Genomic DNA, 22,691 nt, shown 5'->3' with positions numbered 1-22,691 from the left:
CTTATTCGCTTATTATCAGTGCATTGGGATAGGTTCCGACCTTGGAGTCCTTAAAGGTCACCGCATCCTCTCTCGTGGTAAACCCAACCACACGCACACGGAAATATTCCGTTCCGTTTATGATGGCAGGTTCAATGACAGCGTTTGCGATGCCGGCCGCAACCTCTTCGGCGTTCTGGCGGATTGAGAAGGAGGCGAGCTGAACCGAGAAGTTGCCCATCTCAGGTTCGTTGTCCTCTTCCGTTCCGTTTATGAGAGTTATATCAACCTTGGTAAGCCCCTTGCCTATCAGCTCAAGCTGGCTTGCCGCCGCATAGGACAGGTCTATTATTCTGCCGGGAACGTGGGGACCTCTGTCGTTCACACGAACAACAACCGTCTTTCCCGTCTCCGAACAGTCCACACGCACAAGACTGCCCAACGGCAGCTGTTTGTGTGCGGCGGTCATGTCGAACATGTTATATCTTTCGCCGCTGGAGGTTTTTTTACCGTGGTCGCCCTTGCCGTACCACGAGGCAAGACCCGACTGCTTAAAGCTCTGCACGGATTTCATTCTGTAATAGGTTATTCCCCTGACTGTATAGGGGCGATCGAAAACGGCTCCGAACATTTCCGCACCTGCGGGTGTCCGTGCGTCTGCGACTGCTATAGGTTTTTTTTCTTCGATGGCAGAGGCCATCTTTTTGTCTTCGGGGGCGGCCGCTTTCTGCTGTTCCTGCGGCTGCGTTTGGGGCTGAGCAGTCTCTCCGTCCGCAAAGGCGGGCAGTGCGCTCAGGATCAGAAGATTAAGTATCAGTATTTTCCAAATAAATCTGTTCAAGCTGTTTTCTCCCGTCTTCAATGTTCTCATACCTGATGACATAGTCTGGCTTCTCGGGTATTGACCGCATGTAGAGCGGGTCGTAATAGGACTCAAGCAGAATCTGCGTGAAGGTCTCGTAGTCTTTCTGGTTCAGAAGCCGTGCCAGTTCCTCCGTCTTCGCTGTTCCGATGTACTTTTTCAGGCGAAGTAATGAACACAGTATCTCATCTTTATACAGTTCGGGCTTGTAATTGTCCACCGTAAAGCGTATGCGGGCATCCAGAGACACCTCGGCAACAACGCTTTTCCCCTCCCTCATCCTGTTGAAAAGGCTTCTTGGGATTGACACTTTACCTATCTTCATGCTCTCGGCTTCTGCCAGATACACGCCCTCTTTCCCGCTATATAATTTATACCAGATTTTTGATTCAAAATTCTTCTGAGTAACATTTTTATAGTCCGGTTCGTCCACATCGCCGAAATTTGACCCCTTGTGGGCAGCAGCCTTTTCAAGGTCGAGAACTCTGGCTCCGCTCTCAAGGGCACGGAGAATTGCGGTCTTGCCGCATCCTGTGGGGCCGTACAGATTTATGAAAGAATAGTCGGGTGAAAAGTTCTGAAAAAATGAATTGATGTGATTTCTGAAATATTTGTAGCCGCCCTCAAGCCTGTGGACAACAAGCCCCGCCAGAGTGAGAAGCCCTGCCGTGCTCCCGCTGCGCAGGCCGCCCCGCCAGCAGTAGACCACCAGCATGCGGCTGTCTTTGATATCCATATACTGCCTGATAAGCTGAGGAAGTTTCGGGCTGACAATGTCAACACCCAGCAGTTTCGCCTCTCTGGGGCCGGTCTGAACATAACATGTTCCCACCCTCGCCCGTTCTTCGTTTTTCAGCAAAGGAATATTTAAAGCGGTGGGGATGCAGTCCTCTGCAAACTCACCCTCTGAGCGGACATCAACCAGATTAAAATGGCTGAGCCCCTTCTCCAGAATGTAGCTTAACGATATCTCTCTGCCGTCGGTCACTTAAACTTCAGAAGCGTATCTATGTAATGTTTCAGGAGTTTCTTGTTTGTCCTGTTTTTGCTGTATACAACGTATACCTCTTTTTCCACCACAAGGTCGGTGACGGGGATGGCTTTTATCGTGCCGTCGTTCTCGTCTGCCAGTGCCATTTCAGACATGAAAGCGATTCCCAGCTCCTTCTTAACCGCATTTTTAATGGAGAAGGTGGAGCTTAAGACAGCGACAATATTCAGGCTGTCAAAGTCGTAGCCCTTCTGCTTGAAACCGTGTTCAACGGAAGCTCTGGTGCCGGAGCCTATCTCACGGGTGATGAACTCCTCGGCAAGTATCTCTTCGATGAAAACGCTTCCTCTGGTATAGAACTTGTGGTTCTTGTGGACTATCAGGACTATCTTATCTTTCGTAAGAACTTTGTATTCAAGGTCTTTCTTGGGTATTTTCCTTGCGACCACGGCAAGATCGAGGATACCGTCGGAAAGTCTCTGGATTATCGTCTGAGTTCCTGCATTGTCGATGTTGAAGAAGGTTTTAGGGTAGTCCTCCTTAAACTTTTTAATGACCTCGGGCAGAATAAATTCTGCGGCAACAGTGCTATAGCCTATGTGCAGATTTCCGCTGACCTCGTTCAAAAACTCCTTAACGGCTTCGTGGGAACGCTCTCTCAGGTCGAGGATATCCACCGCATAGGGGAAGAATATCTGGCCTACCTCGGTGAGCACTACCTCTTTTGAAAGCCTGTCGAAAAGTTTAACGCCGAGCTGTTCCTCAAGGGTGCTGATGTGCGTGGATATGGCGGGCTGGCTCAAAAGCAGTTTTTCGGCAGCACGGGAAAAAGATTTGTATTTGGCAACAAACACGAAAGCTTCAATCTGTTTAAAATCCATATCCTACTCCATCAGTTTAATATTAGTTGAAAATAGCATAAACATAGAAAAAATCAATGGCGAAAAGTTCATTTCGTAATTTTTAAGGGGTAAGTGTTTTATTGACAGTGAGCTTTTGCTTTATACACAGCGATATATGGGTACTTGCGATTTTCCAGCTTAAAACAGCCTATATCGGAAGTACCAATAATAAACGATTTCCCAAAAAATGATTCATGTGTTTTATTGTTATAAATTGAAAAAAACATACCATTTTCCGTAATTTTCAAATCCGAATCGAGTCCATGTTCAATATTAGTGAAATCCAGTCCGTTCGCATTGAAATATCCGTGCAAACCTCCGGAAACGTTCATATCCTCCGTAAGCACCAGCCAGAGCGGTTTTTCATCATCAACTCTGCCTGCAAAAGGGTTAGGATCGGCTGATCTCATAAGCTCACGGGTTAATAACCAGCCCTCTTTGAACTGGCTGGCTCCGTCCGAAACCGTCCCCACGTTTTTCAGATACTGGAGCAGAAAACCGTAGTTCCAGTGAGAAACAACCACAGAACCTGCCGGAATATTCAGTTTTTCCATCTCTTCGAAGAGTTGTTTTGAAACGTAGGGAGCGGGTACAAAATACGGATGAATGAGCATTACGGAAATAAAAAGTGTACCTGCGCAGGAGAGCGCAAAACCGAACCGCCTCACCCGACCGAATACGAAAGCGGCCAGAACACCGAAGCCCATACCCGCAAACATCCCCAGATACATCCCGAATCTTTCCCCTTTGAAAAACATAAGGCATCCCAGCGCAAAAAGCGGCAGGAGCAGATACGTCCGCCGGAGTGTTGCCCCAAACAACAGAAGCCCCGCCAGAGCAGACCAGCCGTCTTTGGTGAGCATCCGCAGACTTTCGGCAAAGGTCATTCTCCTCAGCTCGTCAACAGCCGCCGGATAGCTTTTCGCCCCTTCTGAAAAGAAATCGAACAATCCTGTAAAACCGCTGTAAAACTGAAACGGTGAACAGAAAATTATAAAAACAAGAACACTATACAGGATGATATTTCCTTTTTTGCCCATAATTAGCAAATAAATCATAAGAAGTGTGAGCCAGACCGGAGCAAAACCGCTGTGCACGTACCATCTGTAATGAAACCAGCAGAAAAGCCCCGCCGCCGCCGACCAGAGCAGAGTTCTCCCCCTGCCCGCCAGATGAATGAACAGAATTATCGTCAGCGGGAAAAACAGGTTCAGCATATCCGTGTCCGGCTGGAATGCAGTGGTTCTCTGAAGATAAGCAAGACACAGCCCTCCGGTTATGCCGCCGCCGATACCCGCCGCAGGCATGCCCAGACGGTACATCAGAATACCGAGGGGAAATACAAACAGGCCGGAAAGAAAGACCGTGAGCAGGCTGGATGCGGTTTCCATATCAAGCCCTGACGCACCTGACAGCTTGCAGATCATAAAGCTTAAAGGGGGAGTGAACGGAAGCGGAGTGCCTGCAGACAGCGGATCTTTGCCGCTGACGAAAGTTCCCGCTGACATCTCCTTCGCATATCTGAGCCATCGGTAGGGGTCGTTAGCCGCCATAATAATGTGCCCCGCCGCCTCGTGGCTTATGCTCTGAGATATATCTATATGCTGACGGTATCGCACCGCAGTATTCAGCACATATACCAGAAGCAGAAGGATGATAAAAAAAAGGACATCCATGGCAAGATGTCCCTTAATTATTCTTCCAATCGATTCTGTATTAAGCCTCCCTTTCTCAAAGGGAGGTCTGGAGGGATTCTCTTTCAATAACAGGGAAATCCACCCTAACCCTCCTTTCCCAAAGTAGGGGATATGAAATCTTTTACGCATTCTCTGCGTAATGTACTTTTATGAATCTGTTCAGCAGCCTTATGCCGAATCCCGTTGCGTATTTGCCGAATATGGGGTGCTCTTCCTCTATGAATGAGGGGCCTGCAATATCAAGGTGTATCCACGGCCAGTTGTCCACAAACTCCTGCAGGAAGAGACCTGCGATGACAGAACCTGCCTCGCCCTTCTGCTTTGCGATGTTGCGCAGATCGGCAATGTCGCTTTTAACCCTTTTCTGATAGGACTCAAGCAGGGGAAGCTCCCAGATGTCCTCGGCAACGTCGTATGAAATGTCGGTGATGTTCTTCGCAAGGAATTTTCTGTTGGAGAAAAGTCCCGCACAATTTTTGCCCAGAGCTATGATACATGCGCCTGTCAGCGTCGCAACGTCGATTATGACCTCGGGGTCGGACTTTGTGGCGGTGTAAAGCGCATCCGCAAGGATAAGCCTGCCCTCTGCGTCCGTGTTGAGTATCTCAACCGTTTTGCCCATTGCGCTGGTGAGGATATCCCCCGGCTTATAGGAGCATGTGCCGATGATGTTCTCAACCATGGGGATATATGTTTTTATGTTTACCTTCATTCCGGTTTCGGCCGCAGTTTTTGTAACTGCATAAACAGCCGCCGCACCCGCCATGTCGGTTTTCATGTCTTCTATTGAACCTGTGGGTTTCAGGTTGTTTCCGCCGGAATCAAAGGTCACCCCTTTGCCCACGAGCGCTACGTGTTTCTCGCTCTGAGGATTTCCGTTGTATTCCAGCATAACCATGCGGGGAGGATTGCTGCTGCCTTTGCCCACCGCATAGACCATGGGGAATTTTTCAGCCAGTTCCGCCATGTCCTCAACAACGGTCACTTTCAGATTTTCAGTTCCGGCTTCCCTTATCTTATCAGCAAATATTGCAGGCGTAAGGTCGGCGGGAGGGGTGTTCACAAGGTCTTTAGCCAGATAGATATTTTCGAACTGGGTGTTCAGCCCTGCGGCGTTGTCGTCCATACTGCGTTTAAGCTTGGCGTATGAAGTGATCACCTCAACCTCGTCAAACTGCCATCCCTTCTCTTTCTTATATGCATCATAGCTGTACTGGCCGAAGAAAAATCCGTCCAGAAATGCCGCAGTGTACTGGGGATCCTTCTTGTCCATGTATACGTCTTCGAAGGCTATCATGGAAAAGGAGGATATCCTGTCCTTTTTCAGCAGTTTAGAATATGCAGAACCCAGCTCCATGTAATATCTGAGTTCCTGAGGATCTTTGGAGATGTTCACCAGATATATTTTTTTCAGCTTGCGGCCTATCTCGACATAGAAAGAGGTGAACTCCTTCTCATCATAAGAGAAATAGTCCGAGCCGATCATTTCGTTGATGGAATCCTCTATCTTTTTTCCCGTCAGTGACTTCAGGGGGCGCATATTGCGGTACACAGGAATCAGTATCGCATCCTTTTTGGAATTAAGCGCCGTTTTCTTCCTACAGGATATTTTCATGTCAACTACCTCTGGAGCATTTTATATTTCAGCTATTAAGCCGCTTTTTCCGCATAAATTCAAGCATAATCAGTACTGATAAAATTTTTTTTAAATTCCCCATTGACACACCCATATAAAACTGATATTGTTCGTTTCCCTTGACGCGGGGTAGAGCAGCTTGGTAGCTCGTCGGGCTCATAACCCGAAGGTCGTTGGTTCAAATCCAGCCCCCGCAACCAAAAAAATATAGCCCACCTTCTGGTGGGCTTTTTTGTTTTACCTATGTTTCTGCGTGGGGTATTTTTATGTCCGACATGCTCTTCTATATAATGATGGTTCTGGCTATGGTAAGCTGGGGCGAATCATGGGTCTCAGCCAAAGCGGTCGCAGGTTCAGCCAACACAGACATCCTTATGTTCTACCGCTTCCTCCTTACCTTTATAAGCTACATTCCGGTGGTCATTTTCATGAAAGAAACCTTCAGGATCAATCTGAAGGGGCTAGGGTTCACATTTCTGTGCTCAATGGTAATGATAGTTTATAACGAAATGTTCTTCACGGGTCTCAGATACGGCCTTGCAAGCATAGGCGGTCTTCTTGTGACAACCCTTATACCTGTCATGACCTTTCTGATAGTCAGCGTGGCAAACCGCAAAATTCCCGCCGGAAAGGATATTTTCGGACTGGTTCTGGGTATGTGCGGCGCAATGATAATCATGAAGATATGGAATGCTGACATCGATACGCTGTTTTCAAGCGGCAATATATTTTTCCTTGCGGCTTCGGTTGTCTGGGGATTTGTGACCTATCTCGGCGGATATGTGAGAAAATACACTACAGTGCTGACCAACGGATTTTACATGTATCTCTTCTGCACACTCATTGCAGGAGCGCTGGTACTGATCAAAGGCAGCAGCACGGCTGTTCCCCACACGTTCATGTTCTGGGGCAACATGGTGCTTCTGTCCGTGGCGGCAACAACATTCGGAACAACCCTTTTCTTTCTTGCGGCAACACGCCTTGGCTCACAAAAAACCAGCTCGTTCGTTTATCTTGTTCCTGTGAACGCACTGGTGATGAGCTGGCTGTTTCTCGGAGAGGAGATACACCTAAACACAATAGCAGGCGGTCTGCTGGCCTTCTGCGCAATCTATATCATCAACAAAAAGCCTAAACCAACCCTTTAACGGCTTTATAAAGGTGGATGTAGGCATCCGCTGATTTTTTCCAGCCGAAATCCTTTGCCATGGCACGTTTGCGCATGGCTTCTATATGTTTCGGGCGGTCGTAGTAGGTGCTGACTGCCCAGCCTATGGTATTGAAAAGTGCTTCCGCACTGATGGCCTCAAACTTAAATCCCGTTCCGCCGCCGGTTGACTCGTCATAGTTATCCACAGTATCGTCAAGCCCTCCGGTTGCACGGACAACAGGCAGAGTGCCGTATGCCAGACTGTACATCTGGTTCAGCCCGCAGGGTTCATAGAGAGACGGCATCACAAAGAAATCACTGCCCGCCTCCACAATATGCGCCAGTTCCTCGCTGTAGCCGATGAAAGCACCGACCCCGCCCGGATATCTGGCCGGAAGAGCGCTAAAAAACTCCTCGTATTCCTGTTCGCCTGAACCCACCACCACAAACTGGCAGACCATTTCGTTCATGGCACGCACACAGGCATCACGCAGAAGGTAAAGCCCCTTCTGGTCTGCAAACCTGCCTACGAAACCGAACAGAGCGATCTTCTCATCCTGTATCAGGCCGAACCTCTTCTGGAGTTCCAGCTTATTTTTCGTTTTATTTTCAAGTCTTTTCACATCAAACTGATAAGGTATATAGGTGTCCTTTGCAGGATTCCACACGCCGGTATCGATTCCGTTGAGTATCCCCGCAAGGTCGCTTCCCCTTGCATTCAGAAGCTCATGGAGCCCTGACGAGCCTATTGGCCCCCGGATCTCTTTCGCATAGGTGGGGCTGACGGTGGTTATCTTGTCCGCAAAGGCAAGCCCGCCTTTCAACAGGTTAACCGCTCCGAAGTTCTCAAACGCTCCTGCGTTGAAATCATCCTTAGCTATTCCCGCATATTCCATGAACTCAGTTCCGAATATCCCCTGATAGCCTATGTTATGTATGGTGATTATGCTTTTGGTATCCGCAAAGAAAGGGTCGCCCAGACGCTTTATATAATAAGGAACGAGAGACGTCTGCCAGTCGTTAACATGGGCTATGTCCGGTCTGAAATTCAGGTCTTTTGCAACCTGCAGAGCCGCCCGGCTGAGGAACGAGAAACGGAACGGGTTGTCGCCGTATTCCCCTGCCTTTGTGTGATATATCCCAGTGCGGTTAAAGTATTTATCGAACTCAAGGAAATAGAAGTCCACACCGTCAAGAACAGTGTGGTGCAGGGCATAGAACTCTTCGCAGTTGCCCATATGCACACAGCATCCGCCTGTTACAAGCTTTATTCCGTATTTTTCCCTGTTTATGGATGAATAGAGAGGGGAAACGACAATGACCTTGTTGCTGTCGGCCAGTGCCGCAGGAAGCGCACCGCTGACATCGCCCAGCCCGCCTGTTTTCGAAAAGGGTGCGGCTTCGCTGGTTACAAATAATATGTTAAATCCTGACATAGATATACCTCACACCCTATTGTACATTGGGCATGAGGCCATGTCCAATGATTATAAGACGAATCTGACCCCTATCACCGCCAGAATGAATGCGCCGAAGTATTCCGCATAGTGGCCGACATAGCCTCTGCTGCGTTTTCCGATGAACACGCCCAGAAAACTCATAAGGGCACAAACTATACCTATCACGCAGGATGCCCAGATTATACCGCCGTCCCACAGAGCAAGGGATATTCCTGCTCCCAGAGCGTCCATGCTGGTGGCAAGAGAGAGCATCAGAAGTGCAACGCCCACAGTTGGATCGCTAAGATAGACCTTACATTCCTTGTTCTTCCATGCCTCACGGAACATATGGAACGCAACATAGAAGAGGAACGCCGCCGCCAGATATTTTATGTTTCCGGTATACTTCATAAGAAGTCTGCCTGCGTAGGCTCCCGCCACAGGCATAATGAACTGGAAGAAGCCGAAAGCAGCGCCCAGTCTCATATAATTTGCTGGCTTATTATATTTCATACCGACGCATATGCACACGCAGAATGCATCGATGCTCATGGCAAGTGCTATCCCCAGAATGTCGTAGAAAGTAATCATGGTTCACCGTGTTGTTTCGTTAGGATGGAATAATATAGATAAACACTGAAAATTACAAGGCTGTAAAAATATCCGCTGTCAGCCTCTGACAAGCCCCTCACGGGTAAGATACATTATCTGTGCGCCCATTTTGTTCACAAACTCAAAGTCATGGGAGACTATAAGCATGCTCTTGTCGATGGATGCAAGAATGGATGCCAGCTGATTGACCGATTTTTCGTCCAGCCCCGCCGAAGGCTCGTCCAGAAGGAGGATATCGGGCTTCATCACCAGCACGGAAGCCAGTGTCACCAGTTTCTTTTCGCCGCCGGACAGATGCAGGGTTATCCTGTCACGCAGATGGGAGATTCCAAGCTCGTTCAGCATTGCCTCCGCCTGAGCCTCTGCCTCTGCGGGCTTCATCCTGCTGTTCAGCAGACCGAAAGCCACCTCCTCTATCACGGTAGGGGCGATTATCTGGTCGTCGCTGTCCTGAAAAACAAAGCCTATATGTCCTCTGGCCTTGCGGAAATCCTCTTCGGTGACAAGCTTATGGTGAAATATCTCAACTGTGCCCGACCTGACCCTGCAAAGTCCCACGATGGACTTTAACAGCGTCGTTTTACCCGCTCCGTTGTGCCCCATGACTGCTATCTTGTCCTTATGTCCGACGCTCAGCGTCACGTTTTCAAAAAGCACTTCGCCGTTTCTGGCAAGACTCAAATCTCTCAGGGTTATGGAACAGCTCATCGGGTCACTCCGTATGTAAGAAAAATCTGAAACACCAGCAGCGCCGCCGCCGCAACGTCCGCCGGAAAGAACGGGCGGAAGTTGAACGGATAGAGCCTGCCCGCAAATCCCCGCATCTTCATCGCCTCGGTCAGGGCATTCGCCCTGTCCATACTGCGCACCAGAAGCATACCCAGAAGATAGGCGAGGGTGCGGTAGGTGAATCTGTCGGTTCGGGGCTTGAAGTTGCGTATTCTGAGTGAAGTCCGCATCTTTTCGTATTCGTTTCCGATTATTTCGATGTATTTCACCGCAAAAAACAGCAGAACCGTGAATTTATGAGGAAGTTTCAGCGTATAAAAACCGTAGTAGAAATCAGTTGCGTTCATTCCGCAGAACATGGCGGCGGTGACGCAGACTATCAGGTTGTACCTGATGAATATCAGAATTGCGTGCGCAGAATCCTGCCCGAATATGTAAACCGTTGCGCTGATGAAGATTATCATAAGATTCAGCTTCGCTATGCGGAGGGCGTATTTCGGCAGACAGTTCCACCGCAGAGCCATGATCCCCGCCGCAAAAACGGCATCGAAGGGAGTTATGCTCTGTTTAAAGGCGATCACGAAAGAATATATGACGGCGCACAATATGCCTGCCGCAGGGGAAAATCTCATCTCTTCCTTACGAGCACTGCTATTCCGAATATTCCCAGAATATAGCCTATGCCTGCGATTATCTTATCAAGTCTGCTCTTTCCCTTGTCCATCTCAGCCTTAAGCTCCGCAGTCTGCTTCGAAAGCTCCTCACGGATCATCTGCCTGAGCTGTGTGTTGTCAGCAGGTGCGGCGGGTTCGTCCTCCGCTTTCACTTCGGAGGTCTCAGCGGCGGTTATCTTCTCTTCGCCCCTGTGTCCGGCTCCGGCATCAACGATGATGGTCATTTCGGCAGGTGTTTTTCCCGCCTGAAAGAACTCACCCTTTTTGTCCAGCCTGCCCTCGGCAAATACTTTGCCGTCAGAGCCTATGACCTGAAAAGCGCACTCCTGACAGGGCGAGCCGTCGGCGAAATATGCGTTTATGGAAAGGGTGTCGTTCTCCGCAAAGCCAAGGATGTTCAGCTTGTGGGCACTCGCATTAGACGTCAGCCCAATCAATAACATCGCAGCCAAAAGAATTTTAGTTTTCATGGTTTTTACTCAAAAAGTCGGGATAGACCTTGTTTAAAAAATTAAATAAATACATCGAAACCAGCCCCTCTGTCACAACCACGGGGATGTTCATCAGGAAAATAGCTTTTGCTGTATCATACAGCCTGCTGCCGCTGAATGCAAGAACGGCGGAGAGCAGAGCCGCAGACAAAAGCACGGGTACTGCACCCGTAAGATAGTAAAGCAGCCATCTCATTCTGCCGGAGCTTTTCGAACCGAGCGCAAACAGAAAATATCCCGCCAGTGCGGGGAGAGCCATCACCAGAACGTTTGTTCCCAGCGTGGTGAATCCTCCGAACTGAAAAAGAAGCGCCTGAAGCACCAGAGCGATGAGTATCGCAGGAAAGGCGCAGAACCCCAGAACCGCCCCCACCAGTCCGTTCAGCACAAGGTGGACGCTGGCAGGCCCCACGGGAATGTGGATGAAAGAGCCAACAAAAAACAGGCTGGACATAAGAGCCGTTCTGGCCATCATGTCCGCCTTCATCCTGTAAAATCCGTATACTGTTAAAACGGCTCCTGCCGTTCCCGTGGCAACAAGCACAGGAACGGACAGTACGCCTTCGGAGATATGCATAGATTACTTACCGTATGTTTTTACCCAGATAAGAGCACCAAGCTCAACAGGGTATTGTTTTCCGTCTTTTTTCAGCTTCACATCATCCTCGATGAGTGCCGCAAAACCCCACCATCCGGTGAAAGGCATGGCATAGGTGAACACACCGTTTCCGTCGGCCTTCACCACCTGAGTGATATGAGTGCCTGTGGGAGCTTTAACCTTTGAGCCTGCGTTGTAATACTCAACCTCAACTTCAGCATAGGGAACCGCCTTGCCCTTGTAAAGCACCTTTCCGGTGAAAACGTTGCCGGTGTAAAGCCCGTAGGGGCGAGTCAGCGGAACTATCTCGGCCTTAAGTCCGACCGGGGTGTCCCAGCCCTCTTCCATGCCGAAACCGTTCACAACCGTTTTTGTTATATGCTGAATGAACACTGATTCCGCAGGTTCGAAGTAGTAGTCAGGTGTCACCACAAAAATATGGTCGCCGGGCTTTTTCATCTGATATGAGAACTCCCATGCGGATTTCCCCGATCTTTTAACCTGCTTTATGCCGCCCATGAGATTCTCTTTTTTACCGTTCAGATAGAGATCAACCGCCTTGGGCTTCACCATCTCCATCATGGGACCCTGCTCAAAGGGGTGTGTGAAGAACATATCGAACTTGATGTTTCTGTTCTGCTGTGTGGCCGCATCTGTGTTCGGCATCAGAACCTGAAAGTGTGCATGAGCGCAAAACGCTGTCAGCACAAGCATTAGTGTGAGAATTTTTTTCATAATACCCTCCGTTATTCTGAAATCAATGACGGATAGTAGCACAGAATAAGTAATAATAAAACACAAAAAGTATTACGTTCTTATTTTTTCGAACTTTTTATGATATACAGTTTTCGATGATATAATATATCAGACAAATATCAAGGGTTATCAGCATGAAGGGACGCACGCTTTCAATTATTTCTCTGGGTATCCTGACAGCATTTTCATCTGCATATGCAACTCTGCCGAAGTATGCGGACGTTGCGGCTGTCATCAAAAAACCTGTTGACGATGCGCCTGTGGTTTTTCAGGGCTACATAATCAGAAAACTGGACAGCAGTACCTTTGTTTTCTCCGACGGAACAGCGGACATTAAGATTCAGGTGGACAGAGAGGTCTATCCGGATGTGAAGGTCGATCCGATGGTTCGGGTCGAGATTCGGGGCGAAGTTGAAAAAGACGAAATTGACGAGGTTGAGATCGACGTCGGCGGAATGACCGTTCTCGGAGAATAAAAAGGCGGGAGCGAAAACCCCCGCCATATGTTTTAAGTCATTCTGAATGCGATACTTCGACTCTGCCTCAGTATGACGATTATACGCCCAGATATGCTTCTTTGATGTGGGGATCTTTCAAAAGTTCCTGAGCCGTTCCCTCGATAACTATCTGCCCCTGCTCCATAACGTATGCCCTGTCGCTGATTGCCAGCGAGTTCATAACGTCCTGCTCAACAAGAACAATCGTTGTGCCGTATTCAACGGCGATTCTCTTCACCGCAGCAAAGATATCCTTTTTAAGAACCGGAGCCAGACCAAGAGAAGGCTCGTCGAACATCATTACCTTCGGGCTGGACATTATGCCCCTGCCGATGGCAACCATCTGCTGTTCGCCGCCTGAAAGGGTTCCCGCAAGCTGTTTGCCACGCTCTGCGAGTCTGGGAAAAAGCTTATGCACGTCCTCCAGATTCTTTTTGAAATCCTTCTGAGCATGTTTGCTGAATGCCCCCATCTCAAGGTTCTCATAAACCGTCATAAGGCTGAACAGTCTTCTGCCTTCGGGCACATGGACAAGTCCCCGCTCAACTATCTCATCGGCGGGAAGCTGAGTTATGTTCTCGCCGTTGAAGGTTATTGTTCCTGCTGTGGGGCGGATAAGACCGGACATGGCTTTCAGCAGACTTGATTTTCCTGCGCCGTTTGCTCCGATGATACTCACCACCTCGCCCGCCTCCACACGCATGGAGACGTCGAAAAGAACGCCTATCTCGCCGTATCCGGCACTAAGATTCTCAATGGCTATTAGCGACATATTCATCCCCCAGATAGGCTTTGATAACCTCTTCCTCGGCAACCACCTTGTGAGGGTCGCCCTCGGCTATCTTTTTACCGAAATTGATAACGTAGACCTTTTCAGACAGGTTCATAATGGCCTGCATGATGTGCTCGACAATGATGATCGACACGCCCACGGAGTTTATCTTGCGGATAACGGGAAGCATCTCCGAAACCTCCGAAGGGCGGAGACCCGCCATAACCTCGTCAAGAAGCAGAAGTTTTGGCTCCGTGGCCAGTGCTCTGGCCAGTTCCAGCCTCTTGCGCTCGGGCAGGGTAAGGTTTTTCGCCGGAATATCCTTCTTGTCATAAAGGTCGATGAGCTTAAGAACCTCCATAGCCTTCTCTTCGGCTTTGTCCAGCAGGTTGGTCTTCGCAAATGCACCCACTGTGGTGTTATAGAGCACCGTCTTGTTTGCAAAGGGTTTTACCACCTGAAAGGTTCTGGTTACGCCCAGTTTGCATATATCATAGGGCTTTTTGCCCGCTATTTCTGTTCCGTTGAATTTTATGCTGCCCTTTGTGGGAACGTGTGAACCCGCAATACAGCTGAACAGGGTGGTTTTTCCAGCACCGTTGGGGCCGATGATACCGACTATCTGGCCTTCGTGCACTTCCATGTCCACACTGTTCACGGCTGTCAGGCCGCCGAACTGTTTTGTTACGTTTTTAACTTCCAAAAGTGCCATGCTTATGCCCTCCCTCTGTTCTCAATGCGGTCGAAAAGAGCCTTGAGCCACTTGGAAACAGGCTCCACAAGACCACGGGGCTGATAGCGCATTACGATGATAAGCACCAGACCGAAGATGATAAGGTGAAGACCGGGCAGTGTGTCGCCCAGATATATTCTGGTAAGCTCGCCAACGGGACGAAGCAGAAACGCTCCGAGCACAGGGCCAAGAATTGTGCTTCTGCCGCCGATAAGGGCTATAAAGGCTATTTCATATGACATATCCAGTCCCATGATGGATTTCGGATAGAAATAGAGCACCAGCTGAGCGTAGAAAGTCCCGCCCAGAGCTGTCAGGAAACAGCTGATTGCCATTGCGATGAGCTTATATTTTGAAACTTTGATACCCAGAGCTTCCGCCGCTTCCGGCTCTTCACCGCCAGCCGCCAGATAGTAGCCCACTTTGGAGCGCATCATGAAGAAGGTCAGTATCAGAACCAGAACAAGCATCGTCAGGATTATATAGTAGTAAGGCACCTTACTGAGGAACTGGAAATCCACAAAAGAGTTGCCCACAAGGTTGATAAGCAGACCTTTGGGGCCTCTTATCTCGAAAGGGCCTATCTTTTCAAGGTTTTCCACAAGCACCCTGAGACCTTCGGCAAAGGCTATGGTTGCCAGTGCGAAATACGCACCCCGCAGTTTCAGAGTGGGAATACCTATCAGAAGCCCGAAGAACACAGCCACTATACCGCCCGCTATCATACCGATCCACGGGCTGATGTTGTATGTCAGGTAGAGAAGCGTTGAAGTGTATGCTCCCAGACCCACAAAGGCAGAGTGACCCAGAGGCAGAACCCCTGCGAAACCGCCTACAAAGTTCCATGAAGAAGTCAGATACGCATAAAAGAAAATAAGGATGAATATCTGAAGCATAACAGGGCTTTTGATGAATATCGGCAGAGCGTAGAGCACTGCGAGCACAAGAGCCGCAAAAACTTTATGTGTTGTTGATACGTTGCTTAGAAATTTCATTGGTCAGCCCCCTTAATAGTCCTGTTTGAGGCCGAAAAGACCCGATGGTTTAACAAACAGAACCACGAGGAAGAATGCGTAGATAAGCATTTCCGTCCAGGTGGCCGCCATGAACTGCGCACCCACTGTCTCGATGATTCCGATGATTATTCCGCCCAGAATCGCTCCGGGGATACTTCCCAGTCCCCCGAGAACCACGATAACGAACGCTTTGATGTCAAAAGGCACACCGACTGTAGGGTAAACATAATAGAAGGGAACAAGAACACATGCCGCAACACCGCAGCAGGCGCATCCCATTCCGAATACCACGTTGTAAATCCGGCTCTGCTTGATGCCCATAAGGGTTGCCGCCTCTCTGTCCAGACTGGTGGCTCTGACCGCCTTGCCCATTCTGGAGTGTTTGAGGAACCAGTAGAGATATGCACCCAGAAGCAGTGTCAGCCCCAGCCCGATCAGCTTTGCCAGAGGGAAATACATCTCTGCGATCTCAACCATCTTTCCCGTTACGGAAGTTTCAGCCACACGGAACTCGGCACCGAAAACCAGCAGTGCGAGGTTATCCAGAACATACCAGATACCCGTTGTTACAATGATGACAGTGATAGGCTCTCTGACATGCTTCTCAGCCTCAAAGATGGGTTTGATGACTATTTTCTGCATATAATAACCGAAGAAATAGAGCATAGGAACCACAACGAAAAGCGCCAGATAGGGGTTGAACCCTGTCAGCTTAATAAACCAGTATGCAGCAAACATCCCCACCATGAGGATTGAGCCGTGAGCAAAGTTTACCACCTTCATCACCCCGAAGATCAGGGTAAGCCCCACCGCAGTGAGCCCGTATATCGAGCCCATGAGTATGCCGTTGATGACGGATTCTATATAGCCGATCATAATAATAACTCCCTTTTAAAGAGTGGCCGGAAGCCTGAACCTCCGGCCTTTATCTTTCTGAGAAATCCCAATGTACGAACAGATAACCAAAGAATGAGATAGCCACGTCACTTCGTTCCTCGCTATGACGTCACTGCGAGCGCAGCGTGGCAGTCTCAACCGGTAAGCCTGCTGTACTTTTTTCTAAATACAATGCACAGACTGCTGTGCTTTAATTATTTACCAGGCTGGGGAAATACCACTTTGTATCCGGCTCTTCTGACGTTCTTGGGCCAAACGGAGATTCTGTCCATTTTGCCGTCTTTGCCGGTTCTGACCTGAACAACAACAAGGCTTGCGTTCTTGTTCTGTCCCGTCTGGTCGAACTGGATGCTGTCATAAGCCAGCAGACCTGTTTTGCCGCCTTTCAGGTTTGTTGCAGCCAGAGCCGCACGCAGAGCGTTGGGGTCTGTTGATTTTGCTCTTTCAAGAACATCCTTGATAAGATACATAGCTGCATAAGCATCAACCGCTTCACCTGTCAGGTTGTAGCCGTAGAGTTTTTTGAACTTGTCGTTGGTCTCTTTAAGGCCGGGTCTGTTAAGGTCTGTTTCCCACTCAACGATATCGAACAGGTATTCAGCGTTTTTGCCGACAGCTTCAAGATATGAAGGATCTGCGTGGCCGCCGCCTGATGTTACGATGGCTTTAACGTTGACCTTAAGGTCTGTCATTGTTTTTGTAAGGAGGATAGCATCCGCCGCATTGGAGGTCATGAAGACCACGTCGGGGTTGGATCTTTTAAGTTTCAGCACAACGGGAGTCAGGTCGCTTGCTGTGCTGGGATAGGGTTCGTCAAGAACTACCTGATAGCCGGCAGCTTTTGCAAGTCCGCGCCATTTTTCTGCAAAACCTGTTCCCCAGTCGCCGTTTTCATAAACGAAAGCAACTTTTTTGATGGGGGTTTTAAACTCTTTCTGCATGTCGGCGAGGAAACGGAACTGGTCACGTGTCCACCATGAATCTTTCGCAGCGATACGGAATACGTTTTTGAATCCTCTCTCTGTTATGGTGTCGCGAACGGAAACTTCAACAACGAAAGGAATGCCGTATCTCTCTGCAACCTGAGTTGCGGGATATGTTACGGATGAGTTCCAAGCACCGGTAAGGATGCTTACTTTCTCTGTGTTGATGAAACGTTCTGTCTCTGTAACACCTGTTGTGGGGTCGCCTTTGCTGTCAGCAAAAAGAAGCTTCAGCTTTGCGCCGCCCAGAGCCTTGATACCGCCGGCTTTGTTGATCTCGTCAACAGCCATTTCTCTTGCCTGTTTGCCCTGAATGCCCACAGAGGCAGAGGGACCGGACAGGGGAAGTATGTTACCGATTTTTACAACTTTTTCTGCAGCGTAAGCGGAAAAAGATGCTGTTCCCATTGCCAGAACTATGGCAGGAACTATGAATTTCTTCAGATTCATAAAATACCCTCCTTATTGTTCACTGCCGTTAGGCAGAGAGCTTCATTTAGTATTGCTATTTTGCCGTCATCCTGAGGTCTTCGCCGAAGGATCTCAGTTCAGAGATTCTTTGCAAAGCTCAGAATGACAAATATTTACTTGCTGAGGACCTTGCGCACTGCGCTCTCGAAAATGCCCATAGCCTGCTCAAACTGTGCATCCGTCAGCACCACAGGAGGGAGCATACGGATAACGTTGCCGAATATGCCTGCTCCGATAAGAAGCAGACCCTCTTTGCGGCACTCTTCGATGATTGCGGTTACACTGTATTTGTCGGGTTCCTTTGTTGCTGTGTCTTTGATGAACTCGATGCCTATCATGCTGCCCAGATTGCGGATGTCGCCGATAACAGGGAAGTCGGCCTGAAGTTTTCCGACTCTTGCTACGATCTTTTCGCCGAGATCGGCGGATTTGTCAGCCAGCTTATTATCTTCCATGTATTTGATGGTGGCCAGTGCAGCCCTGCATGCAACGGGGTTACCGCCGTAGGTTCCTCCGATACGTCCTGCGCCCACAGAATCCATAACCTCTTTGCGGCCGACGACTGCGGAAAGGGGCATACCCGATGCGATTGACTTCGCCATTGTGATCAGGTCAGCGGACACATCGTAGTGCTCCATTGCAAACATCCTGCCCGTACGGCAGAAACCAGTCTGCACTTCGTCGGCAATAAGCAGGATGCCGTGTTTGTCGCAAAGCTCTCTGAGGCCTTTCATGTATTCTTTGGGAGTAACGTTGAAGCCGCCCTCGCCCTGAACAGGTTCAATGATGATGGCCGCTATGTGAGAGGGATCGACCTCTGCGGCGAAAAATCTTTCGAAATAGTCAAGATAAGCTTTGACAGCGTCCTCTTTGCCGACGTGGAGCTGGCCTCTGTAGAGGTTGGGGAAGGGAACTTTGTATATTTCGGGAGCGTAGGGGCCGAAACCGTATTTGTAGGGTTTAACCTTGCTCGTGAGAGACATTGTCAGCAGAGTACGGCCGTGGAAACCTGATTCGAAGCACACGATGCCCTGTCTGCCTGTGTAGGCTCTGGCTATTTTCACTGCGTTCTCAACAGCCTCTGCGCCGCTGTTAACCAGCATCGCTTTCTTGTCGAAGCTGCCGGGAGCTATTTCGGTAAGCTTTTTGGAAAGCTCAACGTATGAATCGTACATGGAAACCATGAAACATGAGTGGAGCAGATTTTCAGCCTGCTCCTTTATGGCGTCAACAACGGGTTCCGGGCAGTGCCCCGCTGTGGTGACACCGATCCCTGCATAAAAATCTATGTAGCGGTTGCCGTCGATGTCTTCAATGACAGCACCCTTGGCCTGTTTGATGAAGATCGGCACCGATGCGGAAATTCCCGATGCAACATACGCTTCCTTTTTCAGAAGCAGTTCTTTAGTCTTTTCACTTTGAGGTGCAGATATCTGCGCCAGTTCATCGCCTTTCAGCATAGCTATCCTCCGGGGATTTGATGTTATTTACCACTTTAAAGCAACAGCTGTGCCACATAACAAACCACTGATAAACAAGACCTTTGCTTTTTAACCAACATGGATGTCAATTTTTATTGAAGAGAGCGTCAACAATTATTGACCCTCCCATCCGCTGATAATCGAAAATTGACAAAAAAAGCCCCGCACAATGTACGGGGCAAGGAGCACGGGTTGACTCGTGCGTTATGAGTTGCTCTTTTATAGTCTATAAAATCTTTTTTGCAGTATCTACGTTCCGGCTTTTCAGCCGTTAACGCATCAGTTTCTGTTTATCATCACCATTTTGATGCTTAGCATATCTTCCATTGCGAACTTAACGCCCTCACGGCCGAGACCTGAAAGTTTGTTTCCGCCATAGGGAAGGTGGTCAACTCTGTAGGTGGCTGTGTCGTTTATCATTACGCCGCCCACTTCAAGGTCTTCCACCGCTTCGAGTATCTTGTTGATATCTTTAGTGTACACACCAGCCTGAAGGCCGAAGTCGGAATGGTTGACACGCTGGATAACCTCGCTGAAATCATCGTAAGCAACGATTGAAACAACGGGAGCAAACGTCTCCATGCACATAACTTTCATGTCTTCGGTAACGTTCGTGAGCACAGTGGGTTCGAAAACGTTGCCGACGACTTTTCCGCCTGCGGCAAGAACTGCGCCCTGAGCCACAGCCTCCTGAACCCATTCATCGATACGCTTAAGCTCTTTTCCGTCGATCATGGGGCCAACGTCGCATTTGGGATCCATAGGGTCGCCTACAACGAGAGCCTTTGTCTTCTCAACGAATACCTTTGAGAACTCATCGGCTATAGCTCTGTTCACATATATCCTCTGGAGTGAGATACATACCTGACCTGAGTTTGAGAATGCGCTTACAACGCATCTTGCAGCGGCTTTTTCAACATCCGCATCGGCTTCGATGATGGTTGCGGAGTTGTTGCCAAGTTCAAGAGTGACCTTTTTTATGCCAGCTTTTTTGATTATCTGATCGCCCACGCCGGGTGAACCGGTAAAAGTGATCTTTTTGCATTTGGGGCTCGCCACGATGGTGTCGCCCACTGTTCCGCCGGAGCCTATAACAACATTAAGAACGCCTGCGGGAAGCCCTGCCTCTTCCATTATCTCCGCAAGGATGATTGAAGACAAAGGCGTGCTGGATGCGGGTTTCAGAACCACAGTGTTACCTGTTGCGATTGCGGGTGCAACCTTGTGAGCAACGAGGTTCAGAGGGAAGTTGAAAGGAGTGATGGCTCCTATAACGCCCAGAGGCTCTTTTATGTAGTAGCCCACACGGTTTTCACCGAATGCGCTGGCATCCACAGGAATGGTTTCACCATGCACTCTTTTTGCCTCTTCAGCGGCAAATTTGAAGGTTTCCGCACTGCGGTAGACCTCGTTCATGGAGAATTTCCATGCTTTTCCTGCTTCTTTTGATATGATCTCGGCAATCTCCTCTTTTCTTCTGAGGATAATGTCGGATGTTTTTTCAAGTATTTCCGATCTCTTGTGCGCAGGGCATTTTCTGAAGGTTTTGAAAGCCTCTTCAGCAATGTCTATGGCTCTCTGCGTCTCTTTTTCATCGGCAACGGGAACTGCGGCGAAGACTTCGTTATTGTATTTGTTCTTCACCTCCAGCGTCTTGGCCGACTCGACCCATTCCCCTCCGATCAAGGTTTTATACTGCTTCATCGCTCACCTCGTGAAATCTTATGGGCTTAGCGGACGCAAGAACAGTGCCAGAAAATACTATGGATTTAGACGGATTATCGGCAGTTATGGTTGACGGGGGTCAACTTTTGTTGACCACGTTGATTGACACACAAAAGAGACTCTTCGCATCGCTCAGAGTGACTTCCCTGTCATTCTGAACGGAGTGAAGAATCTCTGCGTAAAGAATTCTATCTTCCCCGCTTCTGGATACGCTTGTTAAGAGCCTGTTTTGAGATACCCAGAAGTTTTGCCGCCTGCGACTGGTTATTGTTGGCGGATTTCATAGCCGATGTAACTGCATACTGGGTTATCTCCTCCAGAGTGGGGAAATGACCGAATATCTGCTCCAGAGGCTCGCCGGAGATTATCTGAACCGTCTGCTCACGGGTCAGCTCACCCAGACGCTCCGCAATGAACCTGTCCTCCATGATGTCACCACTGCATCTTGCAACCGCATCATAGATATAGGTTTTAAGCTCTCTGATGTTTCCGGGGAAATCATGTGCCATCAGCATACGCATCGCCTGCGGGCTGAACACCGGAACGGGCTTGCCCATCCCAATGGCGGCTTCCTCCGCAAGATATTCAGTCAGAAGCGGAATATCCTCTTTGCGCTCACGCAGGGAGGGCAGTTTTATAAGATGGGTGCTGAGTCTGTAGTAAAGGTCACGGCGGAAGCTTCCCCCCGTGATCGTCATTGCGTTCAGGTCTTTATTGGTGGCGGCCACTATCCTCGCCTGACACTGTTTCGGTTTGTCCGAACCCAGCGGATAATATATCCGCTCCTGCATCAGCCGGAGCAGTTTTACCTGAGACGTTTCGTTCAGATCGCCTATCTCATCCAGAAAGATGGTTCCGCCCGCCGCACGCTCCACAAGCCCCGGACGGTTGCTATCCGCCCCTGTGTATGCGCCCTTGGCGTGACCGAAAAGGGTGTCGGAGAAGAGTGAGTCGTCAAGACCCGAAACATCCACAGCCACAAACTCGCCTTTAAGCCCGCTGGAATCATGGATGGCTTTGGCAACAAGTTCCTTTCCCGCTCCCGTTTCTCCCAGAACCAGCACAGGCTGGCCGCTTTTGGCTATGGATTCTATGTAATGAAAGATCCCTTCCATGGTACTGTTCTGAGTCACCATGCTCTTGAAATTTTCAGGATTCTTAAGTCCGGTCTCCACTCCTATCCGCTTTAGCGACAGAAGCTCCGAGCGGAGCGAGCCTATCTCGCTGGCGTTTCTGAGTGCCGAGCCGAACGTGCTCATGCTGATGGGTTTTACCAGATAGTCGTGTGCGCCCAGTTTAAGGCATTGCACTGCTGTTTCAAGGTCGCTGTTTGCAGTGCAGATTATCACCGGAACATGGGGCATCTGAGCCTTTATCTCTTTCAGAACCTCTTTTCCGCTCTTTTTCGGCATGTTCAGATCGAGAAAAACAACGGGAGCGTCAAGCTGTTCAAGGGTTTCCAGAACATTCCTGCTGTCGTCCAATATGGTTATGTCCTTAAGTCCCATTGACTCAAGGAGAAATTTATATGCGTGCAGTTCCTCTTTCTCGTCGTCAACAATAAGTATCGATGGATTAAGACCTGTCAGATCAAACAATT

Annotated in this window: 22 protein-coding genes and 1 tRNA gene; 3 read left to right on the top strand and 20 right to left on the bottom strand. The window is 49.1% G+C overall.

The features are described from left to right. Position 1 precedes the first annotated feature (1 nt). From C8D98_RS02825 to C8D98_RS02805, 5 genes are all read right to left on the bottom strand, one after another. A complete protein-coding gene (locus C8D98_RS02825; RefSeq protein WP_165871168.1) occupies positions 2–820 on the bottom strand; it encodes a septal ring lytic transglycosylase RlpA family protein in 819 nt (272 codons plus the stop codon). Further along, a complete protein-coding gene (gene mnmH / locus C8D98_RS02820; protein ID WP_132871829.1) occupies positions 786–1,829 on the bottom strand; it encodes a tRNA 2-selenouridine(34) synthase MnmH in 1,044 nt (347 codons plus the stop codon). The genes C8D98_RS02825 and mnmH overlap by 35 nt, the downstream gene beginning before the upstream one ends. After that, positions 1,826–2,713, bottom strand: a complete 888-nt coding sequence (locus tag C8D98_RS02815) for a selenium metabolism-associated LysR family transcriptional regulator (protein ID WP_132871828.1) — start codon at positions 2,711–2,713, stop codon at positions 1,826–1,828. Before C8D98_RS02815 ends, mnmH begins: the two co-directional genes overlap by 4 nt. 98 nt (positions 2,714–2,811) lie before the next feature. Further along, positions 2,812–4,410, bottom strand: a complete 1,599-nt coding sequence (locus C8D98_RS02810; protein WP_132871826.1) for an STT3 domain-containing protein — start codon at positions 4,408–4,410, stop codon at positions 2,812–2,814. 142 nt (positions 4,411–4,552) lie between these two features. Next, positions 4,553–6,046 (bottom strand): leucyl aminopeptidase family protein, encoded by a 1,494-nt coding sequence (locus C8D98_RS02805; protein WP_132871824.1) that lies wholly within the window; start codon positions 6,044–6,046, stop codon positions 4,553–4,555. 144 nt (positions 6,047–6,190) lie between these two features. On the opposite strand from C8D98_RS02805, the gene C8D98_RS02800 reads away from it, so the two are divergent. Together C8D98_RS02800 and C8D98_RS02795 are read left to right on the top strand one after the other, a co-directional pair. Then, a tRNA-Met gene (locus tag C8D98_RS02800) sits at positions 6,191–6,267 on the top strand. Positions 6,268–6,333: 66 nt separating this feature from the next. After that, entirely contained in the window at positions 6,334–7,215 is an 882-nt protein-coding gene (locus tag C8D98_RS02795; protein ID WP_132871823.1) for a DMT family transporter, read from the top strand. Here the strand turns inward: C8D98_RS02795 and glgA are convergent. From glgA to C8D98_RS02760, 7 genes are all read right to left on the bottom strand, one after another. Beyond that, complete coding sequence (gene glgA / locus C8D98_RS02790) at positions 7,199–8,653, bottom strand: glycogen synthase GlgA (RefSeq protein WP_132871821.1); 1,455 nt, start codon at positions 8,651–8,653, stop codon at positions 7,199–7,201. The genes C8D98_RS02795 and glgA overlap by 17 nt on opposite strands. Positions 8,654–8,704: 51 nt before the next feature. Next, complete coding sequence (locus tag C8D98_RS02785; RefSeq protein WP_132871820.1) at positions 8,705–9,247, bottom strand: manganese efflux pump MntP; 543 nt, start codon at positions 9,245–9,247, stop codon at positions 8,705–8,707. A 78-nt stretch (positions 9,248–9,325) separates the two neighbouring features. Then, complete coding sequence (locus tag C8D98_RS02780) at positions 9,326–9,976, bottom strand: energy-coupling factor ABC transporter ATP-binding protein (RefSeq protein WP_132871818.1); 651 nt, start codon at positions 9,974–9,976, stop codon at positions 9,326–9,328. Further along, the gene (locus tag C8D98_RS02775; RefSeq protein ID WP_132871817.1) at positions 9,973–10,629 is read right to left on the bottom strand and encodes an energy-coupling factor transporter transmembrane component T family protein; all 657 of its coding nucleotides are present in this window, start codon (positions 10,627–10,629) and stop codon (positions 9,973–9,975) included. The genes C8D98_RS02780 and C8D98_RS02775 overlap by 4 nt, the downstream gene beginning before the upstream one ends. After that, on the bottom strand, positions 10,626–11,141 hold the full coding sequence (locus C8D98_RS02770; protein WP_132871815.1) for a hypothetical protein: 516 nt from the start codon (positions 11,139–11,141) through the stop codon (positions 10,626–10,628). Before C8D98_RS02770 ends, C8D98_RS02775 begins: the two co-directional genes overlap by 4 nt. Further along, a complete protein-coding gene (gene cbiM / locus C8D98_RS02765; RefSeq protein WP_132871814.1) occupies positions 11,131–11,739 on the bottom strand; it encodes a cobalt transporter CbiM in 609 nt (202 codons plus the stop codon). Before cbiM ends, C8D98_RS02770 begins: the two co-directional genes overlap by 11 nt. A gap of 3 nt (positions 11,740–11,742) precedes the next feature. Next, entirely contained in the window at positions 11,743–12,495 is a 753-nt protein-coding gene (locus tag C8D98_RS02760) for a DUF4198 domain-containing protein (RefSeq protein WP_132871812.1), read from the bottom strand. Between the two features lie 155 nt (positions 12,496–12,650). On the opposite strand from C8D98_RS02760, the gene C8D98_RS02755 reads away from it, so the two are divergent. Further along, positions 12,651–12,992, top strand: coding sequence for a YgiW/YdeI family stress tolerance OB fold protein (locus C8D98_RS02755; RefSeq protein ID WP_132871810.1), 342 nt, complete (start codon positions 12,651–12,653; stop codon positions 12,990–12,992). Between the two features lie 79 nt (positions 12,993–13,071). Here the strand turns inward: C8D98_RS02755 and C8D98_RS02750 are convergent, their stop codons facing one another. From C8D98_RS02750 to C8D98_RS02715, 8 genes are all read right to left on the bottom strand, one after another. Next, positions 13,072–13,785 carry an ABC transporter ATP-binding protein gene (locus C8D98_RS02750; protein ID WP_132871809.1) on the bottom strand — a complete coding sequence of 238 codons (714 nt, stop codon included), beginning with the start codon at positions 13,783–13,785 and terminating at the stop codon, positions 13,072–13,074. Continuing rightward, positions 13,766–14,497, bottom strand: a complete 732-nt coding sequence (locus C8D98_RS02745) for an ABC transporter ATP-binding protein (RefSeq protein WP_132871807.1) — start codon at positions 14,495–14,497, stop codon at positions 13,766–13,768. The genes C8D98_RS02750 and C8D98_RS02745 overlap by 20 nt, the downstream gene beginning before the upstream one ends. A 2-nt stretch (positions 14,498–14,499) precedes the next feature. After that, entirely contained in the window at positions 14,500–15,513 is a 1,014-nt protein-coding gene (locus C8D98_RS02740) for a branched-chain amino acid ABC transporter permease (protein ID WP_132871806.1), read from the bottom strand. Between the two features lie 12 nt (positions 15,514–15,525). Further along, on the bottom strand, positions 15,526–16,410 hold the full coding sequence (locus C8D98_RS02735) for a branched-chain amino acid ABC transporter permease (protein ID WP_132871804.1): 885 nt from the start codon (positions 16,408–16,410) through the stop codon (positions 15,526–15,528). A 215-nt stretch (positions 16,411–16,625) separates the two neighbouring features. Next, positions 16,626–17,864: an ABC transporter substrate-binding protein gene (locus C8D98_RS02730; RefSeq protein WP_132871802.1), complete on the bottom strand. Its 1,239-nt coding sequence runs from the start codon at positions 17,862–17,864 to the stop codon at positions 16,626–16,628. Positions 17,865–17,998: 134 nt separating this feature from the next. Further along, positions 17,999–19,345 carry a 4-aminobutyrate--2-oxoglutarate transaminase gene (gene gabT / locus C8D98_RS02725; RefSeq protein ID WP_132871800.1) on the bottom strand — a complete coding sequence of 449 codons (1,347 nt, stop codon included), beginning with the start codon at positions 19,343–19,345 and terminating at the stop codon, positions 17,999–18,001. Between the two features lie 300 nt (positions 19,346–19,645). Next, on the bottom strand, positions 19,646–21,070 hold the full coding sequence (locus tag C8D98_RS02720; RefSeq protein ID WP_132871798.1) for an aldehyde dehydrogenase family protein: 1,425 nt from the start codon (positions 21,068–21,070) through the stop codon (positions 19,646–19,648). 209 nt (positions 21,071–21,279) lie between these two features. Beyond that, positions 21,280–22,689 carry a sigma-54-dependent transcriptional regulator gene (locus C8D98_RS02715; protein WP_207891232.1) on the bottom strand — a complete coding sequence of 470 codons (1,410 nt, stop codon included), beginning with the start codon at positions 22,687–22,689 and terminating at the stop codon, positions 21,280–21,282. Positions 22,690–22,691: the final 2 nt, after the last annotated feature.

It is taken from the genome of Seleniivibrio woodruffii, from assembly GCF_004339245.1.
In the GTDB taxonomy this organism is placed as follows: Bacteria; Chrysiogenota; Deferribacteres; order Deferribacterales; family Geovibrionaceae; genus Seleniivibrio; species Seleniivibrio woodruffii.
This window is presented reverse-complemented; position numbering and strand designations above follow the sequence as displayed.